The sequence below is a fragment of the Chlamydia poikilotherma genome, assembly GCF_900239975.1.
Lineage (GTDB): Bacteria > Chlamydiota > Chlamydiia > Chlamydiales > Chlamydiaceae > Chlamydia > Chlamydia poikilotherma.
In genome coordinates this window covers 1,002,592-1,020,813 of the sequence record NZ_LS992154.1, presented here as the reverse complement: position 1 = coordinate 1,020,813, position 18,222 = coordinate 1,002,592, and the positions used below count along the sequence as shown (strand labels likewise).

The window sequence follows — 18,222 nt, the reverse complement described above, 5'->3', positions numbered from 1 at the left end:
TATAGTGCCTTAGATTTTTTCATATTTGCAATACAGATCCTATTTTTGAGGTAATAATACTTTTTGATTTCCTAAGTAGGGGCGTAGAATTTCAGGAATAATTACAGAGCCATCTTCTTGCTGATTATTTTCCAAAATTGCAACGAATAAACGTGGTGTTGCTAAACCTGAACCATTAAGGGTATGGATAAAATGCATTTTCCCTTGGCTATCTTTATAACGAGTTTCTGAACGACGTGACTGGAAATCTGTGCATTGGGAAATAGAAGAAACCTCATAGTAAGATTGTTGTCCAGGGAGCCAAACTTCGGCATCTATGGTTTTTGAGGCTGTGAAAGACATATCTCCTGTGGAAAGTAAAGATAAACGGTAAGGAAGTTTTAATTCTGTGAGAATGTCTTCCACAACAGCAAGCATCTTGTCATAAGCCTGATCAGCTTGCTCTGGAGTAGTAAAAGCAAACATCTCTACTTTATTAAACTGGTGTACACGAACAAGTCCACGTTCGTTAGCACCCGCAGCTCCAGCCTCCCTACGGAAACATGGTGTACATGCCGCGTAATATATAGGTAGATCTTTCTCATTAAAAATTTCTTGAGAATGGAATCCGTTGAGAACAACCTCAGCAGTAGGAATCAGGTAAAGAGATTGATCCCCGTCTTCTACACGATAGTATTGACCGTCAAATTTAGGAATTTGTCCCGAGCCGAAAAGAATTTCGCGTTTTACAAGAAGGGGAGGGAGCCATAATTGAAATCCGTGCTCTCGCTGCTTATTTAATAAATAAGTAAGTAATGCCCACTCTAAAAGAACACCTTGATTCTTATATGCAGGCCATCCAGATCCTGAAGTTTTTGCAGGAAGTTTAAAATCTAAAATTTGTAATTTTTGATTCAGATCTACGTGATGTTTAGGAGTGAAAGAAAATGTTGGCAAAGAACCTACACTTTTAATTACTTGATTATCCGATTTGTCGGGGGATACAGGAACATCTTCTTCAGGGTAATTAGGAAGACGTACGAGAAGGTCTTGTAAAGTGGCATTTTTTTCTTCAAGTAAAGCCTCTAATTTCTCCAAATCTTGAGAGAGTTTTTCAACTTCACCAATCATATTAGATACATCTTCATCTTGAGCCTTGGCTTTATGGATTTGTGTAGACAGCAGTTTTCTTTGAGATTGTAGAGATTCTGAATCTGTTTTCAATTGGCGGACTTCTTTATCCAAATCAAGAATAGGAAGAAGAGAAATATTAGGATCTTTCCTGCGAAGACGGGTTTCGCATTCTTCAGGTGCCTTGCGTATTAATTTTATATCCAACATCCTTGTATCTCTTTAATTACCTTTTCTCACAAAGGCAAAGTATATGGAAGATTTCTCTGAGCAACAACTATTTTTTATGCGTCGAGCTATAGAATTAGGAGAAAAGGGAAGGTTTTTTGCCCCACCTAATCCTTGGGTGGGCTGTGTAATTGTAAAAAATGGACAGATTATAGGAGAAGGATATCATGAGAAAAAAGGTCAACCGCACGCAGAAGAAAATGCGATAAACTCTACATCCGTATCTGTAGAGGGTAGTGATGTTTACGTAACTTTAGAGCCGTGTTGTCATTATGGAAGCACACCTCCTTGTGTGAATCTATTAATCAAATATAAAATTTCTACTGTTTACGTTGCTTTATTAGATCCTGATAACCGGGTTGCTGGTAAGGGAGTTTTTGCTTTAAGACAAGCAGGGATACGTGTTTTTGAAGGCTTAGGTAAAAAAGAGGCTGAGGAGTCTTTAAAATCTTATATTTATCAACGTACCTTCGGCAAGCCTTGGATTGTGCTTAAAAGTGCTGCGACTTTGGATGGTCAGACTGCCGACAGTTATGGAGAATCTCAGTGGATCACTTGCCCGGAAGCTCGCATTGATGTGGGTAAATTACGTGCTAGTTCTCAGGCTGTTGTTGTGGGTTCTAAAACTGTTTTACAAGATAATCCTCTGTTGACTGCAAGGAAACCTTCTGGAGAGCTCTATTCTCATCAACCATTACGTGTTGTTGTTGATAGTTTGGGTGCTGTAACAGCAGAGGCAAAAATTTTTCATAGTCCTGGACAATCTCTCTACGTAACCACGTCGCAATGTTCAAAAGATCATATTAAAAATATTGAAAAATTTGGTGTAGAGGTTTTAGTTACCGAACCTCGAAATTCTAGAGTAAATTTACACGAATTAATCTCATATCTATCTACCAAACATATTTTACAGGTTCTTATTGAAGGGGGCTCTATTTTACACACTGAATTTTTGAAAGAACGTTTAGCAAATGCTCTAGTTGTTTACCTGGGACCAAAAGTTTTTGGAGATCAAAGGAAACCACTTTTCGGAAATTTGGGGTATCGTTTAGATTCCGCTCAAAAAATTCTTCCTAAGTTTTCTAAGATTTTAGGAAATTCTTTAAAAACGTGTTGGGAAATTGTTGGGTAGAGGAAATAGGAGAAGGGATTGAAGTGAATAGGGGATTTCTATTAGGATTCCTAGAGGATAGAGGTCAGTAATTGGGAGGAACCCTAGTGATAAAATCCGATGAGGATGCATGTGCATCATGTTTTGTCCCAATAGAAAAGGCAATCGCAGATATCTCCGAGGGGAAATTTGTTATTGTTGTTGATGAAGCTTCGAGAGAAGATGAAGGGGATCTTATCATCGCTGGTGAAAAGATGACCATAGAAAAAATGACTTTTCTTCTTAAATATACGACAGGAATTATTTGTGCTTCTTTAGAACCTGAGAGAATAAAAGATTTAGAATTGCCCCCTATGGTTGAAGATAATCGTTGTCGTTATCATACAGCATTTACAGTTTCTGTAGATGCTGCCAAAGGTATAACTACAGGAGTTTCTGCAGCAGATAGAACAAAAGTTGTAGAGTTATTATCTGATCCTAATAGTCGCCCTGAAGATTTTGTCCGGCCAGGACATTTTTTCCCCCTAGTAGGCACTCCAGGAGGCGTATTAAAACGTGCTGGACATACAGAAGCTGCTTTAGATCTTGTGCGTTTAGCGAATATGCAGCCTTGTGGGGTTCTTTCAGAGCTTGTTAACGAAGACCATACTATGATGCGTCTTCCTCAAATTATAGAATTCGCTAAACAACACAAACTTTCGGTAATCTCTATTTCGGATTTGATAGCCTACCGTATGCTATCCGAAAGGTTAGTGATTCCTGTTTCGTCAGCTCGTCTTCCTACAGAATATGGGGATTTCAATATTCATGTTTATGAATCTCTTCTTGACGGTATCCAACATATTGCTTTGGTGAAAGGTGATATAAGGGGAAAAGAAAATATTCTTGTTCGTGTGCATTCTGAATGTCTTACTGGGGATATTATGGGATCCACGCGTTGTGACTGTGGACATCAGCTACGCTCTGCTATGGAATATATTGCGTTGGAAGGAGAGGGTGTTGTTGTTTACCTACGCGGACAGGAAGGACGCGGTATTGGCTTAGGTCATAAGGTTCGTGCTTATGCTTTACAAGATCGTGGTTACGACACTGTCGATGCTAACTTAGAAATTGGCTTTCCCGTAGATTCTAGAGAGTATGGGATAGGAGCTCAGATTTTAGTTGATCTAGGATTGACAAAGATCAAATTGATTACCCATAATCCCCACAAATATTTCGGGCTTCAGGGTTTTGGGTTGGAGATTGTTGATAGAATCGCTCTCCCAATTAATGTCTCCGAAGAAAACGAGTGTTACCTACGCACAAAAAAGGAGCGTATGGGGCATTGGATAGACTTCCCCTATATTGAGGAAGTGAACACAAGATAATCTAGGATTATATGACAACATTTAAAGGGGTAGCATCGGCAAAAGGGATGCGCATTGCTATCGTTGGTGCGTGTTTTAATGGGCCTATAGCCGATGCATTGGTTTCAGGAGCACAGCAGACTTTTCTGGATCTAGGTGGAACAGAAGATATGTTGACCATAGTACGTGTTCCCGGATCGTTTGAGATTCCTTGTACATTGAAGAAACTTCTTACTTCAGGTATAGAGTACGATGCTATAGTAGCCTGTGGTGTCCTTATTAAAGGTGAAACCACACATTATGACCATATAGCTGATCAGGTTTCAGCAAGGATTAGCGAATTATCTATAGAATTTAATCTCCCAATTACCTTTTCAGTCATCACAGCACCTTGCATAGATTCCGCATGGCAACGTGCAGGAATTAAGGGGTCAAATTTAGGGATTTCCGGGATGAAAACAGCTTTAGAAATGGCTGATCTTTTTAAAAAGTTATAATAATGTAGTGTTGCACTTTAAAGTGTAACGCTAACAGAACCATTTAAGTGTACCCGCACAGCAATATTCTCCGAAAAGATATCTAAACCTCCACAAGAAACCGTAGTTTCTGAAAAGTCTAAAACAGTTGTTTGGTCAAGCAATTGCTTTTTTAACATATCCTTGTGAACACGCAAACTTTTTACTACTAAGGATAATGCTGTAGAGTAAACTTGACGTAAACGGCTTTCAGGACTTGCTGTTGCTGTTCCGTGATTTGCCTGTAGTAAACCAGTAATGAGATTAGGAAGGCCTCGGATTTCTAAGGGAACGTGTTCCCCTTGTGTTGTATAGAAACTATTTACTAAACTTTCGGATTCATCAATGGGGAGATTTTTAAAACTCCAGGTAAGAGCATTAGCTTCTACGGGTGAAAGCTCCATAAGAGTTGCTAAGCGTACTAAAGCCATATCACTACGGGAAGATCCTTCAAATCCCAAGCGATTGGCTCTGTATGTGAAGTAACGGGAAAAGGCCTCCTCTACAGTGGCATGTTGTTGGAGCATGGATAATAAAGGAGCAAAATTATAGTAAAATTCTTGAGAACAGTTGTTTTCTCCGCAGATGTCCAGAGAGTAGAGATATAGATCTAAAACGACTAAAGGACGCTTGGCTCTGCCAATGGATAGAAGTTGAGCACTCGGCATTGTTGTAAGATTGAAGAGCGAATCGTAATCACCTAAACGGCGCAAAGTGACAAATACCTCTTTTTGTTCAGGAGACAATCGAGAATACGAGGGGCTTAATTCTGGAAACGCCTTTAACACATGTAAAGCTTTCGCATAGAAAGCATCAGCGCGAGACTCTGTGAAGTAAGGTTTAAAATTTGCAGCAGCTTTTGCAGAGCACCCCATGTGTTTTAAAACAATAGCTGTTTCTAAGATTTTTAAAGTGTTGTCAAAATGTTTAGGGGAGTTTAAGAAATAAATCAACTGCCTGTGGGTAGTTTGGAATTGCTTAAACGTGATACTATCTTCCGATGGTTGTAGCTGACAGAGCTGTGCATAAGATTGGCGCGAACCTTGTATTAATAAATGGAGATACATCAAACTGCGTATAGCGACATCAAAAGCAGGGATTTTTCTATCAAATAATGATAAAGAATAAGCTGTTTTAGATGTTGAGGTAATACTTGTCGCAGTCGATGGCTCTGTTAACCAAAGTAGTTCTGGATATTGACGCAACTTGTATTCGATCCAAGAATCAGACCCTATTTTCCCTTTGCCAGAAGGCGTATTCATGGAGAGCATCGTTGATGAAGTCGGAGCTCCATAAGAAATGTAAGGAAAACTTAAAAGACAAGCTACTAAACAAGCGCAGCTTCGAATTATAAGGATTTTTAACATAAGATCCTCTGGCATCTAATTGTTTTGTTAATTTCCCTTGATAAAGAGGATTAACTAAATGCCCCATGTTGATAACAAAATGGCCAATAACAAATCAACCCGAGAAACTCAAGAATCATTTCCCAGAGAGAAGCCAGAGAGATATCGTTATGATGTTAAAAATCTTAATAATAAAAAATAAAAACGTAAATACGCACTATTTTTAATGCGTTTGTGATACAATATTATAACTTTTAATTTTAAATTTAACTAAAGTAATGAAAAAATATATCTATAAGTACAGTTTTGGCGGTTTGATATTGCTCTTGAGTTTGAGTAGTTGCTGCTTGAGCCCTTATGGATCTAAGCAGCGTTCAAAAAACTCGAAGGACATAAATAACGAATCTGTTATACTCACGGAAAGTGAAAAGAAGCCTTCACGTCGTTCGCGAAGATTATTTGTTCGACGTAGCCAATCTAAGAAGGACACACAGAAAGTGCAAGCTAATTTTAAGAAATATGAAGCTCAGATAACAGATCAAGACAAAAGAGATATCTCTTTCGTCGTTGACGCTGCTTCTGAAAAATCTTCTATTTCATTAGCTATGTCTCAAAGTCAGATTAAGAGCGCTTTAAACCGTATCAGAGAACTTCACCCCTTAGCTTTATTAAAGCTGTTAGCTGAAAACCCTTCATTGATTGAGGGGATGAAGAAAATGCAAGGCCGTGATTGGATTTGGAATATGTTCATGTCCGAATTAAGCGAAGTATTTTCTCAAGCTGCTTCTCAGGGTGTTATCACTGAAGAAGATATCGCTGCTTTTGCCTCCACCTTAGGATTGGATTCCGGGACCGTTGCCTCCATTGTGCAAGGGGAAAGGTGGCCTGAGCTTTTAGATATCGTGATATCTCAACCTTCTTAAGCTCTCTACAACAAAGCTTCCTTTCCCCTAAACAAGGAGAGGAAGTTACGAGCTAATTTTGCTGTGATCTTCCATTAAGAACACTATTAGCAATAAAAAGAGAGACCAATGTTACATTTTCTAGAACAATTAAATAATTTTTGCATTTCCTTCTGTGTATTCCCGATGATTTTATTTCTTGGTGGGTTACTAACATGGAAACTTCGTGGTTTACAATTCACGGGATTAAGGCTTGGCTTTAAGCTCATGCTAAAAAATAAACAGGAGAGTCCATCTACTGAAGACGGTAAGGTATCTCGTTATGAAGCTGTAGCGGGGATTCTTGCTGGAAATTTTGGTACTGGGAATATCGCAGGTATGGCTATTGCTATTGCTTGCGGAGGTCCAGGTGCTTTAGTTTGGATTTGGATAGCTGCTCTTTTAGGAGCGATTGTTCAATATTCAGGATCATTTTTAGGGATAAAATATCGTAAACTTCACGGGAAGTCAGGAGAGTTTATCGGGGGGCCAACAGCATGCCTGGCCTATGGTATGGGGAGTAGGTTCCTTGCCGGTCTTTTCTGTATATTCACAATTATCACAGCGTTTTCAGCAGGAAATTTTGTACAAATTAATTGTATCGTGCCTCTTTGCGCTGAAAGTACATCCCTGAAGTTTTTGATAGGCTTTATTCTTGCTTTAACAATTCTTCCTGTGCTCGTGGGAGGAAATACGCGTATTCTTAGATTCTCAGCTAGAGTAATTCCTTTTATTGCCGGCTTCTATGCAATTTCTTGTCTTGTTATTCTTGCGCAACACGGTTCTATGATTCTTCCTGCATTAAAACTTGTTGTTTCGTCTGCATTCGGGATAAAAGCTACGATTGCAGGTTTGGGAGGTTATACAATAACTCAAGTGATTTCAACAGGAATGAGCCGCGCTATCATGGCAACTGATTGTGGTAGTGGTATGGTGTCAATTTTACAATCTGACTCTCAAAGTAAAAATCCTGTGATTGATGGTTTGGTTACTCTCTTGCCACCCGTTATTGTTATGGTAGTCTGTTCGATTACAACTCTCGTACTTATTGTGTCTGGAGCCTATGCTTCGGGACAAGAAGGAACGCTTATGGTGCTACATGCCTTTAAATCAAGTCTAGGATCTCTTGGAGGACTTGTTGTTATTCTTGCGATGGCCTTATTTGGGTACACAACAGCTTTGACTTGGTTTGCTTGCGCAGAAAAAAGTTTAGAATATATGATACCTGGAAAACGAGCTAATTCCTGGTTAAAGATTCTGTTTGTTGCAATTATACCTTTCGGAGGAATTGTAGACATGCGATTAATTTGGAGTCTTTCTGATGCAGGGTTTGCGGGTATGGTAATTCTAAATTCTATAGCTTTGGTAGCTTTGTTTAAGGATGTATTATCTACAAATAGGGAAGTTGCCCTACTTAGACTGGAAGAAGATGCTAAATCCAATGTTTTGCAAAATCTAGATATCTAAACGGAGATGAATTATGCAATTACTCTCACCAGCATTTGACTATGGAAAACCAATTCCGAAAAAATATACATGTCAAGGCGTTAACATTTCTCCACCCTTAATATTTAAAGATGTTTCTCTAGAAGCAAAAAGCATAGCATTGATCGTAGAAGATCCCGATGTGCCTAAAAGTCTACGAGCCGACGGTCTTTGGACTCACTGGGTGGTATATAACCTCTCTCCAACCATAACCGAGCTAGCAGAGGGAGCAAGTATTTTTGCTGTTCAGGGATTGAATACTTCAGGAAAAGCTTGTTATGAAGGTCCCTGCCCACCAGATAGACAACATCGCTATTTTTTCTACTGCTACGCTTTAGATACTATCTTACCAGCAGAAGAAAATGTTACCAGAGATCAGCTTCTTGAAGTGATGGAAAATCACGTTGTAGACAGTGCTGAATTAATGGGAACATACGAAAAGAGCTAAATATTTACTCCTCTTCAGGAATGAACTCTTCTCGTTTTTTCCTGTGTTTCCAATATAGCGGGCCGTAGTGATAACATAATTCCTCGCCCGCTTCAATTACTTGAATTGTTCTAATAACCACATGAAATAATCCGTTTTGGAAAACGCCTATGGCCTCCACATTAGGTTTATCGCTATGATTAATAAAACGAGTAAAGTTCCCTTGACGACCGCTATCGATAGTGAAATAGCGCCATAATCCTACAGATAGGGGATAACGAAAACAATAATCGTTTTCATCCATCCAAATAGCCTGACGGCGACGAAGCATTCCAGTATATTCACCAATATATGTCCAAGCGGGGATTCTTTTTCGAGCAAAAACCCCATAACCAATATAGGAATTTACCCAGCATACTGCTATAGGAGGCATGGGAGGAGTGATTAGATCTTGTTTATGAAGTTCTCCAAGCCATTTAGCTAGTGGAGAAATGCAATGTCTTCTCTTAACCTTATCACATAATTTTCGGACTTTTTCCTCTACTTTCCAATCTGTAAAAGTAAGAAAAGGAAGAAATTTGAAATTAAGTAATTGAGAGGCTCTCTCCATACTGTAGGGAGTGCTCTCTTCCCAGTTATGATCTAAAGAAATATATAGAGGCTTGGATGAAACGGATTCTAATTTCATACGTTTACTAAAGGCTTAAAGTAAATGGGGTCGGAAATTCCTTGGCTTTCTGCAATTACGGGAAGAATCGATGTAATATTCTCTATAGCAGAAGATACATTGGATAGAGCTAATTCAGGAGTGTTGCATTCTCTAGAAAGATGACCAAGATAGATTTTCTTAATTTTAGGAGTAAGAATTTTTTGTAATAATTCTCCGCACTCACGATTGGATATGTGCCCTAGTTTGCTGAGAACGCGTTTTTTATAAATATCAGGACGCGTTGATTGCCGGACGAGTTCGGGATCATGGTTTGCTTCTATAAGCAAATAATCGCAATCATAAAGCTCGTGAACGATCCATGAAGTTATCCAGCCTAAGTCAGTACAAAAACCCAGCTTTTCATCACGGTAATGAAAAATAAATCCTACTGGATCTATAGCATCGTGAGGAACATTGAAAGTTTGAATTTTTAAATCATAGAAGGAAAATGTTGTTCCTGTAGAAAAAATCTTAAAAGTAGGATGAACATCCAATATCTGACATAGACTGCGTGCAGTCTCGAGGTTACAGATAATTGTTGTATTGTATGTTTTTACAAAACTTTTAATTCCGGAAATATGATCAGAGTGCTCATGAGAAATAAAAATAGCTTGAATATCTTCGGGATAGATATTCATAGATAATAGTTCATGCGTTACAAGCTGCTTGCTAATACCTAAATCTATCAGAATTTTACAGGAGTCCGTTCCCAAATAGGTACAGTTCCCCTTCGAACCCGAGGCTAAAGGGAAAAAACCTTCCATAAACTTTATCCTTCTTGCGGAGGCATTTGTATTAAGATTTGACGAGGTTTTGCACCTTCTGAAGGACCAATGATTCTGGCCTCTTCAAGTTGATCTATCAAACTGGCTGCTCTAGCATAGCCAATCTTAAGTTTTCTTTGTAAGAAAGTCGTAGAAGCGTTTCCTGTTTGTAAAACAAGAGTTTTTGCTTGATTATATAGTGGATCTCTATCCGTTGAATCATCACCGACAAATTCTTCGTAAGTATCAAATGAAGGAATGACGTATTTTGTCGGGAACCGGGAACATAGATCTTTTATGACTTTGTTAATGTCTTCATCGCAAATATAAGCTCCTTGAGCGCGAACTGCTCCAAAAGAAGAAGGAGAAACAACTAACATGTCTCCATTCCCCATGAGATTTTCTGCTCCAGGTTCATCTATAATGATTTGACTATTCACTTTATTAGCAACTTTAAATGCGATGCGAGAAGGAAAGTTTGCTTTAATCAATCCTGTAATTACGTCACGAGAAGGCCTTTGCGTGGCTAAGATTAAATGAATGCCAACAGCTCTTGCCATTTGTGCTAAACGAATGATAGGTGTTTCTATATCCTGAGAAGAAGAAAGTAAGAGATCGGCAAGCTCATCGATGATACCAACAAGAAAAGGCATTTTTTCTGGGATTTCTTTATCAAAAGAACTTTCTACTTCAATATTGCGTTCACGAGAATTAAAAGCCTGAATATTTCGAAGACCCAAAAATCTTAAAATTTCATAACGAAGTTCCATTTCTTTAACGAGCCAGACTAGAGCACTATGAGCATCACGAGATTCTGTGATCACAGGAGTTAGCATATGGGGTAGTTGAGAATATCCAGTGAGCTCTACTTTTTTTGGATCGACAATAACAAGTTTGATATCAGAGGGTAATGTTGTCATGATTAGAGACATGACAATCGTATTGATACAAACGGACTTTCCTGATCCTGTTGTTCCCGCAATAATTAAATGAGGCATTGTTGCTAAATCAGCCCAGAAGTTATCGCCATTGGCCTTTTTCCCAAGTAAAAGAGGAACCAGTAGTTTATGATTTTGTTTTTGATAATCTTCTAATAAATCGCGGAAATTTACTGGTTGTGGATAGGGATTCGGAATTTCAATACCAACGGCAGCTTTCCCAGGAATCGGGGCGATAATACGAATGCTTGAGGCCTGCAAATTCAAAGCTATATCATTTTCTAAAGCTTTTATTTTTTGAACCTTTACACCTGTATGAGGCTGTACTTCAAATGCAGCTAGCGTGGGGCCAAAACAAATATTCCCAATATCAGCATCTATTCCAAAACTTTCTAAAGTTTGTTGTAAAAGCATGCCTTTTTTTTGAAGTTCCTCACGAAGAGACTCGGGTTTTGAATTATCATTTTTACTCAAGAGATGATATTGAGGTAGCTCAGAATTCCCCCCTCCAAGTGTCGATAAATCCATAGGGGGAGATTTTTCAACTCTCTTACTTGGTGGAGGTAAGGATTGAGGTAATACGGTAATCTTAGATTCTTTCTGAACTGTATTTTGTGGTTTTGTGAATGTAGATAAAATACGTTTTTGAGGATGAGGAGCTAGAAAAAGGGTTGCTTTTTCTGAAGAATCTTGGGGAGCTATATTTGGGTTATCAAATAAGTCTCCCTTTTCTATTGGTAGGGAAACAATTGGAGTCGGAAGCTTCCTTGAATCATTCCTTGCTATGGGAGCAGAAGGAACTCTGATTGAAGGTTTAGGGAGATAATTTTGCTTATTAGTTAGTCTTTTTAAAATGCTTTTGCAAATACGCCAACAGGCTTGAAATCTGTTTTTGAGGAATCTTTGCAGAATTTTTTTTTTAATTAGGACTATACCCCCACAGAGATAAAAAATAGAAAAGAACAATATAAATGAAAAAATAAGAGCGGTACCTACGGAACCAATCAAATGCTTCAAACAGAAAGATTGTCCAGCATAAAGAATATAGAAAGGAATACCTCCTAAGTAAGAAACAGGAGGATTAATTCCTAAAATAAATTTAGGAAGACGGGCGTCTAAAATATGGGGCAATACTTGTACTGGAGAGAACATCGATAGCAATATTGCCGAACAAATAGGGATGCATGCAAATGCAAGTGCTTTACGATGTAAGATCTTTGAAGGCGTTTTTCTTATATTTAGAAAGGATAACCATAAAAAATATGGTGGAATAAGAAAAGATGCTGCTCCGAAGCAATATAAAAGAAAGGAACTTAAAGACCATCCCAGCAATCCTATCCAATTTTGCGTGCACGGCTGTGTATTATGAAAACTCCATAAGCTCAGACCTGAGAAACAAGCCAAAAACAAATAGATGCTCGCCCTAACCGCGAAGGGAATTGAAGGAAATAAGGCAGATTTAGATTTCTGTCGCTCTCTTACCATGAATAGACACAAGGTTTTTAGTAGAGTGAGAATTTATTCTAATACTTGGTTATAACAAGAATCGCAAAAGAAACAAAGAAGATAAAGAAGGGCGAACGACGGGGCTTGAACCCGCGACCTTCGGAACCACAATCCGACGCTCTAACCAACTGAGCTACGTTCGCCACAAGCTATGAAAGCTAAGAGAGGATATTATCTCGACGATAATATTTATCCAAGACAAAAAGCCTATGATCTCAAACATAATTCGTTAGTTAAAGTCAATCGAGCTTGTAAAGGGAGGTTTTGTTCTACAATGATTTCCTAATACAAGTTCTTAAACGCATTTCTTTAATCATGTCAGAGAAGATCTGTATCCTAGTTTTTTAAACCATGCTCAATTGTGCACATTATTTGGATTTAAAATTTTTAAACACACTGATCAAAATTTTTGCTTCAATTAAGGAAAAGGCTCTCATCCTCGGCCATTAGGCATTTATTAAAAATGGAATCGTGTTGAAGCGTTTTAAGAAGTAAATTCTCTATACCTTAATTAAGAAAAATGAACTCGGATGCAAGCCAATCATTAAAATCAAAATTTTATTATATAATTTACTTGAGGAGCATTTCTGACGTCAATAATAGACAGCGTTTCAATAGCAATTTGAGCTTTCAAAACAGATAAATTTGCGATTAAAAAAACAAAAAATCTAAGAAAAATAAAATACGTTTTTCTTGCTCTGAGGGTATTGAGGAGGCATAAATTTAATTTATAGAATTTATAGCTCGAAAAAAAGTGCAGCAAAATATGTTGCATAAATAAATGCCGTTTATATAAGATATTGATTTCTTCTTCACCGCGAAAAGCGAAAGAAGGAAGAGTCCACACTTCGATGTGGATGCGCAAACGAGGGTTCAGCAATGCTGATCTTCTCTTCTTAACAATGCAAATGAGATAGAATGCAAGCCAGTATAAAGAATGCTTGTTCGGATTTTTAAAATCCGTTAATTTTTAAATTTATTTTTTCTGAGAATTTGATCTTGGTTCAGATTGAACGCTGGCGGCGTGGATGAGGCATGCAAGTCGAACGGAATAATGACTTCGGTTATTATTTAGTGGCGGAAGGGTTAGTAATACATAGATAATCTGTCCTCAACTTGGGAATAACGGTTGGAAACGACCGCTAATACCGAATGTGGTATGTTTAGGCATCTAAAACATATTAAAGAAGGGGATCTTAGGACCTTTCGGTTAAGGAAGAGTCTATGGGATATCAGCTTGTTGGTGGGGTAATGGCCTACCAAGGCTTTGACGTCTAGGCGGATTGAGAGATTGACCGCCAACACTGGGACTGAGACACTGCCCAGACTTCTACGGAAGGCTGCAGTCGAGAATCTTTCGCAATGGACGAAAGTCTGACGAAGCGACGCCGCGTGTGTGATGAAGGCTCTAGGGTTGTAAAGCACTTTCGCTTGGGAATAAGAGAAATTGGCTAATATCCAATTGATTTGAGCGTACCAGGTAAAGAAGCACCGGCTAACTCCGTGCCAGCAGCTGCGGTAATACGGAGGGTGCTAGCGTTAATCGGATTTATTGGGCGTAAAGGGCGTGTAGGCGGAAAGGAAAGTTAGATGTTAAATCTTGGGGCTCAACCCCAAGCCAGCATCTAATACTATCTTTCTAGAGGGTAGATGGAGAAAAGGGAATTCCACGTGTAGCGGTGAAATGCGTAGATATGTGGAAGAACACCAGTGGCGAAGGCGCTTTTCTAATTTACACCTGACGCTAAGGCGCGAAAGCAAGGGGAGCAAACAGGATTAGATACCCTGGTAGTCCTTGCCGTAAACGATGCATACTTGATGTGGATAGTCTCAACCCTATCCGTGTCGTAGCTAACGCGTTAAGTATGCCGCCTGAGGAGTACACTCGCAAGGGTGAAACTCAAAAGAATTGACGGGGGCCCGCACAAGCAGTGGAGCATGTGGTTTAATTCGATGCAACGCGAAGAACCTTACCTGGGCTTGACATGTATTTGACCGCGGCAGAAATGTCGTTTTCCGCAAGGACAAATACACAGGTGCTGCATGGCTGTCGTCAGCTCGTGCCGTGAGGTGTTGGGTTAAGTCCCGCAACGAGCGCAACCCTTATCGTTAGTTGCCAACACTTAGGGTGGGAACTCTAACGAGACTGCCTGGGTTAACCAGGAGGAAGGCGAGGATGACGTCAAGTCAGCATGGCCCTTATGCCCAGGGCCACACACGTGCTACAATGGCCAGTACAGAAGGTAGCAATATCGCGAGATGGAGCAAATCCTCAAAGCTGGCCCCAGTTCGGATTGTAGTCTGCAACTCGATTACATGAAGTCGGAATTGCTAGTAATGGCGTGTCAGCTATAACGCCGTGAATACGTTCCCGGGCCTTGTACACACCGCCCGTCACATCATGGGAGTTGGTTTTGCCTTAAGTCGTTGACTCAACCTGCAAAGGAGAGAGGCGCCCAAGGTGAGGCTGATGACTGGGATGAAGTCGTAACAAGGTAGCCCTACCGGAAGGTGGGGCTGGATCACCTCCTTTTAAGGATAAGGATAACTGTCTTAGGACAGTTTGACTAGGTTGGGCAAGCATCTTTAAAAACTTGTATTCTATTTCTTTTGCATTGTTAAGCGTTTGTTTCCAAAACATTCAGTTTACGATCAAGTATGTTATGTAAATAATATGGTAACAAGTAAATTCACATATAATAATAGACGTTTAAGAATATCTGTCTTTGGTGAAGTTAACTTGCATGGATCAATAATTTACAGACCAAGTTGTTAAGAGCTATTGGCGGATGCCTTGGCATTGACAGGCGATGAAGGATGCGTTTACCTGCAGTAATCTTCGGCGAGCTGGTATAAAGCTATGACCCGGAGGTATCCGAATGGGGCAACCCGGTAGATTAATCGTCTACCATTATATGCTGAATACATAGGCATATAAAGCGACACCTGCTGAACTGAAACATCTTAGTAAGCAGAGGAAAATAAATCAAAGAGATTCCCTAAGTAGCGGCGAGCGAAAGGGGAGAAGACCAAACCACATCTTTGGTGTGGGGTTGTAGGGTCGATAACATGAGATCTTAAGTTTTAGTTGAATACTTCTGGAAAGTAGAACGATACAGGGTGATAGTCCCGTAAGCAAAAGAACAAGAGACTCTATTCGATACCTGAGTAGGGCTAGACACGTGAAACCTAGTCTGAATCTGGGGAGACCACTCTCCAAGTCTAAATACTAGTCAATGACCTATAGTGAACCAGTACTGTGAAGGAAAGGTGAAAAGAACCCTTGTTAAGGGAGTGAAATAGAACCTGAAACCAGTAGCTTATAAGCGGTCGGAGACCTATAGCTTCCTCGGAAGCGATGGTTGACGGCGTGCCTTTTGCATGATGAGCCAGGGAGTTAAGTTAAACGGCGAGGTTAAGGGATTTACATTCCGGAGCCGAAGCGAAAGCGAGTTTTAATAGAGCGTATAGTCGTTTGATTTAGACACGAAACCAAGTGAGCTATTTATGACCAGGTTGAAGCATGGGTAAGACCTTGTGGAGGACCGAACCAGTACATGTTGAAAAATGTTTGGATGAGTTGTGAATAGGGGTGAAAGGCCAATCAAACTTGGAGATATCTTGTTCTCTCCGAAATAACTTTAGGGTTAGCCTCGGATATTAAGCTTTTGGGGGTAGAGCACTGAATTCTAGCGGGGGCCTACCGGCTTACCAACGGAAATCAAACTCCGAATACCAAAAGCGAGTCCGGGAGATAGACAGCGGGGGCTAAGCTTCGTTGTCGAGAGGGGAACAGCCCAGACCGCCGATTAAGGTCCCAAATTTTATGCTAAGTGAGTAAGGAAGTGATGATTCTAAGACAGTTGGAATGTTGGCTTAGAGGCAGCAATCATTTAAAGAGTGCGTAACAGCTCACCAATCGAGAATCATCGCGCCAATAATAATCGGGGCTCAAGCATAAAACCGACATCGCGGGTGTATGTTTTATATATACGCGGTAGGAGAGCGTAGTATTCAGCAGCGAAGGTATACCGTAAGGAGTACTGGAGCGGATACTAGTGAAGATCCATGGCATAAGTAACGATAAAGGAAGTGAAAATCTTCCTCGCCGTAAGCACAAGGTTTCCAGGGTCAAGCTCGTCTTCCCTGGGTTAGTCGGCCCCTAAGTCGAGGCACAAATGCGTAGACGATGGAGCAACAGGTTAAATATTCCTGTACCACCTAAAACTTTAGCAATGGAATGACGGAGTACGTTAAGCACGCGGACGATTGGAAATGTCCGTATCACAATGAGACCGGTTAGTAGGCAAATCCGCTAACATAAGGTTAGGTTGTGGTTAAGGGAAATCTTCGGAGGAACTGATAGTGTAGCGCAATGCTTTCAAGAAATAATTTCTAGCTGTTGATGGTGACCGTACCTAAACCGACACAGGTGTGCGAGATGAGTATTCTAAGGCGCGCGAGATAACTTTCGTTAAGGAACTCGGCAAATTATCCCCGTAACTTCGGAAGAAGGGGAGCCTTCTAGGGTGATTACCTTTACGGTATGAGCTCCGGGAGGCCGCAGAGAAATGGCCCAGGCGACTGTTTAACAAAAACACAGCACTATGCAAACCTCTAAGGGGAAGTATATGGTGTGACGCCTGCCCAATGCCAAAAGGTTAAAGGAATATGTCAGCCGCAAGGCAAAGCATTGAACCCAAGCCCTGGTGAATGGCCGCCGTAACTATAACGGTGCTAAGGTAGCGAAATTCCTTGTCGGGTAAGTTCCGACCTGCACGAATGGTGTAACGATCTGGGCACTGTCTCAACGAAAGACTCGGTGAAATTGTAGTAGCAGTGAAGATGCTGTTTACCCGCAAAAGGACGAAAAGACCCCGTGAACCTTTACTGTACTTTGGTATTGATTCTTGATTTGTTATGTGTAGCATAGCCAGGAGACTATGAACACTCTTCGTTAGGAGAGTGGGAGTCATCGTTGAAATACTGGTCTTAACAAGTTGGGAGTCTAACATAATTCCATGAATCTGGAATATGGACATTGCCAGACGGGCAGTTTTACTGGGGCGGTATCCTCCTAAAAAGTAACGGAGGAGCCCAAAGCTTATTTCATCGTGGTTGGCAATCACGAGTAGAGCGTAAAGGTATAAAATAGGTTGACTGTAAGACCTACAAGTCAAGCAGAGACGAAAGTCGGGCTTAGTGATCCGGCGGTGGAAAGTGGAATCGCCGTCGCTTAACGGATAAAAGGTACTCCGGGGATAACAGGCTGATCGCCACCAAGAGTTCATATCGACGTGGCGGTTTGGCACCTCGATGTCGGCTCATCGCATCCTGGGGCTGGAGAAGGTCCCAAGGGTTTGGCTGTTCGCCAATTAAAGCGGTACGCGAGCTGGGTTCAAAACGTCGTGAGACAGTTTGGTCTCTATCCTTTGTGGGCGCAGGATACTTGAAAGGAGCTGTTCCTAGTACGAGAGGACCGGAATGGACGAACCAATGGTGTGTCGGTTGTTTTGCCAAAAGCATAGCCGAGTAGCTACGTTCGGAAAGGATAAGCATTGAAAGCATCTAAATGCCAAGCCTCCCTTAAGATAAGGTATCCCTATGAGACTCCATATAGACTATGTGGTTGATAGGTTGGGTGTGTACGCACAGTAATGTGTTTAGCTAACCAATACTAATAAGTCCATTGACTTGGTTTTTATCATATAAAAAGCTCAATAGGCTTTTTTGTTGAAATAAATCGATCGATGTAAGTTGATACTAAAGACCCTCTTAAGCGTCTATTAGTATACG

At 40.3% G+C, this 18,222-nt stretch carries 11 protein-coding genes, 1 tRNA gene and 2 rRNA genes; 8 read left to right on the top strand and 6 right to left on the bottom strand.

What is annotated here, in order from left to right; translation table 11 throughout:
• Positions 1–39: 39 nt before the first annotated feature.
• Complete coding sequence (gene serS, locus C10C_RS04555; protein ID WP_117274637.1) at positions 40–1,320, bottom strand: serine--tRNA ligase; 1,281 nt, start codon at positions 1,318–1,320, stop codon at positions 40–42.
• Between the two features lie 43 nt (positions 1,321–1,363).
• On the opposite strand from serS, the gene ribD reads away from it, so the two are divergent.
• The 3 genes from ribD (at position 1,364) to ribH (ending at position 4,292) form a co-directional block, all read left to right on the top strand.
• Complete coding sequence (gene ribD, locus C10C_RS04550; protein ID WP_117274636.1) at positions 1,364–2,470, top strand: bifunctional diaminohydroxyphosphoribosylaminopyrimidine deaminase/5-amino-6-(5-phosphoribosylamino)uracil reductase RibD; 1,107 nt, start codon at positions 1,364–1,366, stop codon at positions 2,468–2,470.
• 86 nt (positions 2,471–2,556) lie between these two features.
• Positions 2,557–3,816 carry a bifunctional 3,4-dihydroxy-2-butanone-4-phosphate synthase/GTP cyclohydrolase II gene (locus tag C10C_RS04545; RefSeq protein ID WP_117274635.1) on the top strand — a complete coding sequence of 420 codons (1,260 nt, stop codon included), beginning with the start codon at positions 2,557–2,559 and terminating at the stop codon, positions 3,814–3,816.
• A gap of 11 nt (positions 3,817–3,827) precedes the next feature.
• A complete protein-coding gene (gene ribH / locus C10C_RS04540; protein WP_117274634.1) occupies positions 3,828–4,292 on the top strand; it encodes a 6,7-dimethyl-8-ribityllumazine synthase in 465 nt (154 codons plus the stop codon).
• 17 nt (positions 4,293–4,309) lie between these two features.
• Here ribH and C10C_RS04535 read toward each other — a convergent pair whose 3' ends face one another.
• Positions 4,310–5,677, bottom strand: coding sequence for a hypothetical protein (locus tag C10C_RS04535; RefSeq protein WP_117274787.1), 1,368 nt, complete (start codon positions 5,675–5,677; stop codon positions 4,310–4,312).
• A 257-nt stretch (positions 5,678–5,934) separates the two neighbouring features.
• On the opposite strand from C10C_RS04535, the gene C10C_RS04530 reads away from it, so the two are divergent.
• From C10C_RS04530 to C10C_RS04520, 3 genes are all read left to right on the top strand, one after another.
• Positions 5,935–6,579: a DUF8085 domain-containing protein gene (locus C10C_RS04530; RefSeq protein WP_117274633.1), complete on the top strand. Its 645-nt coding sequence runs from the start codon at positions 5,935–5,937 to the stop codon at positions 6,577–6,579.
• Between the two features lie 108 nt (positions 6,580–6,687).
• Positions 6,688–8,064, top strand: a complete 1,377-nt coding sequence (locus C10C_RS04525) for an alanine/glycine:cation symporter family protein (protein ID WP_117274632.1) — start codon at positions 6,688–6,690, stop codon at positions 8,062–8,064.
• 13 nt (positions 8,065–8,077) lie between these two features.
• Entirely contained in the window at positions 8,078–8,530 is a 453-nt protein-coding gene (locus C10C_RS04520; protein WP_117274631.1) for a YbhB/YbcL family Raf kinase inhibitor-like protein, read from the top strand.
• Positions 8,531–8,534: 4 nt separating this feature from the next.
• On the opposite strand, the gene C10C_RS04515 is transcribed toward C10C_RS04520, so the two are convergent.
• The 4 genes from C10C_RS04515 to C10C_RS04500 all read right to left on the bottom strand — a co-directional run bounded on the left by C10C_RS04515 (position 8,535) and on the right by C10C_RS04500 (position 12,569).
• Positions 8,535–9,197: an SET domain-containing protein gene (locus C10C_RS04515; protein ID WP_117274630.1), complete on the bottom strand. Its 663-nt coding sequence runs from the start codon at positions 9,195–9,197 to the stop codon at positions 8,535–8,537.
• Positions 9,194–9,982, bottom strand: coding sequence for an MBL fold metallo-hydrolase (locus tag C10C_RS04510; RefSeq protein ID WP_117274629.1), 789 nt, complete (start codon positions 9,980–9,982; stop codon positions 9,194–9,196). Before C10C_RS04510 ends, C10C_RS04515 begins: the two co-directional genes overlap by 4 nt.
• A gap of 5 nt (positions 9,983–9,987) precedes the next feature.
• Complete coding sequence (locus tag C10C_RS04505) at positions 9,988–12,405, bottom strand: FtsK/SpoIIIE family DNA translocase (RefSeq protein ID WP_117274628.1); 2,418 nt, start codon at positions 12,403–12,405, stop codon at positions 9,988–9,990.
• Between the two features lie 90 nt (positions 12,406–12,495).
• Positions 12,496–12,569 (bottom strand) — tRNA-His (locus C10C_RS04500).
• 838 nt (positions 12,570–13,407) lie between these two features.
• On the opposite strand from C10C_RS04500, the gene C10C_RS04495 reads away from it, so the two are divergent.
• A 16S ribosomal RNA gene (locus tag C10C_RS04495) occupies positions 13,408–14,959 on the top strand.
• A gap of 229 nt (positions 14,960–15,188) precedes the next feature.
• A 23S ribosomal RNA gene (locus C10C_RS04490) occupies positions 15,189–18,128 on the top strand.
• The 16S and 23S rRNA genes sit together here, the layout of an rRNA operon.
• The last annotated feature ends 94 nt before the right edge of the window (positions 18,129–18,222 follow it).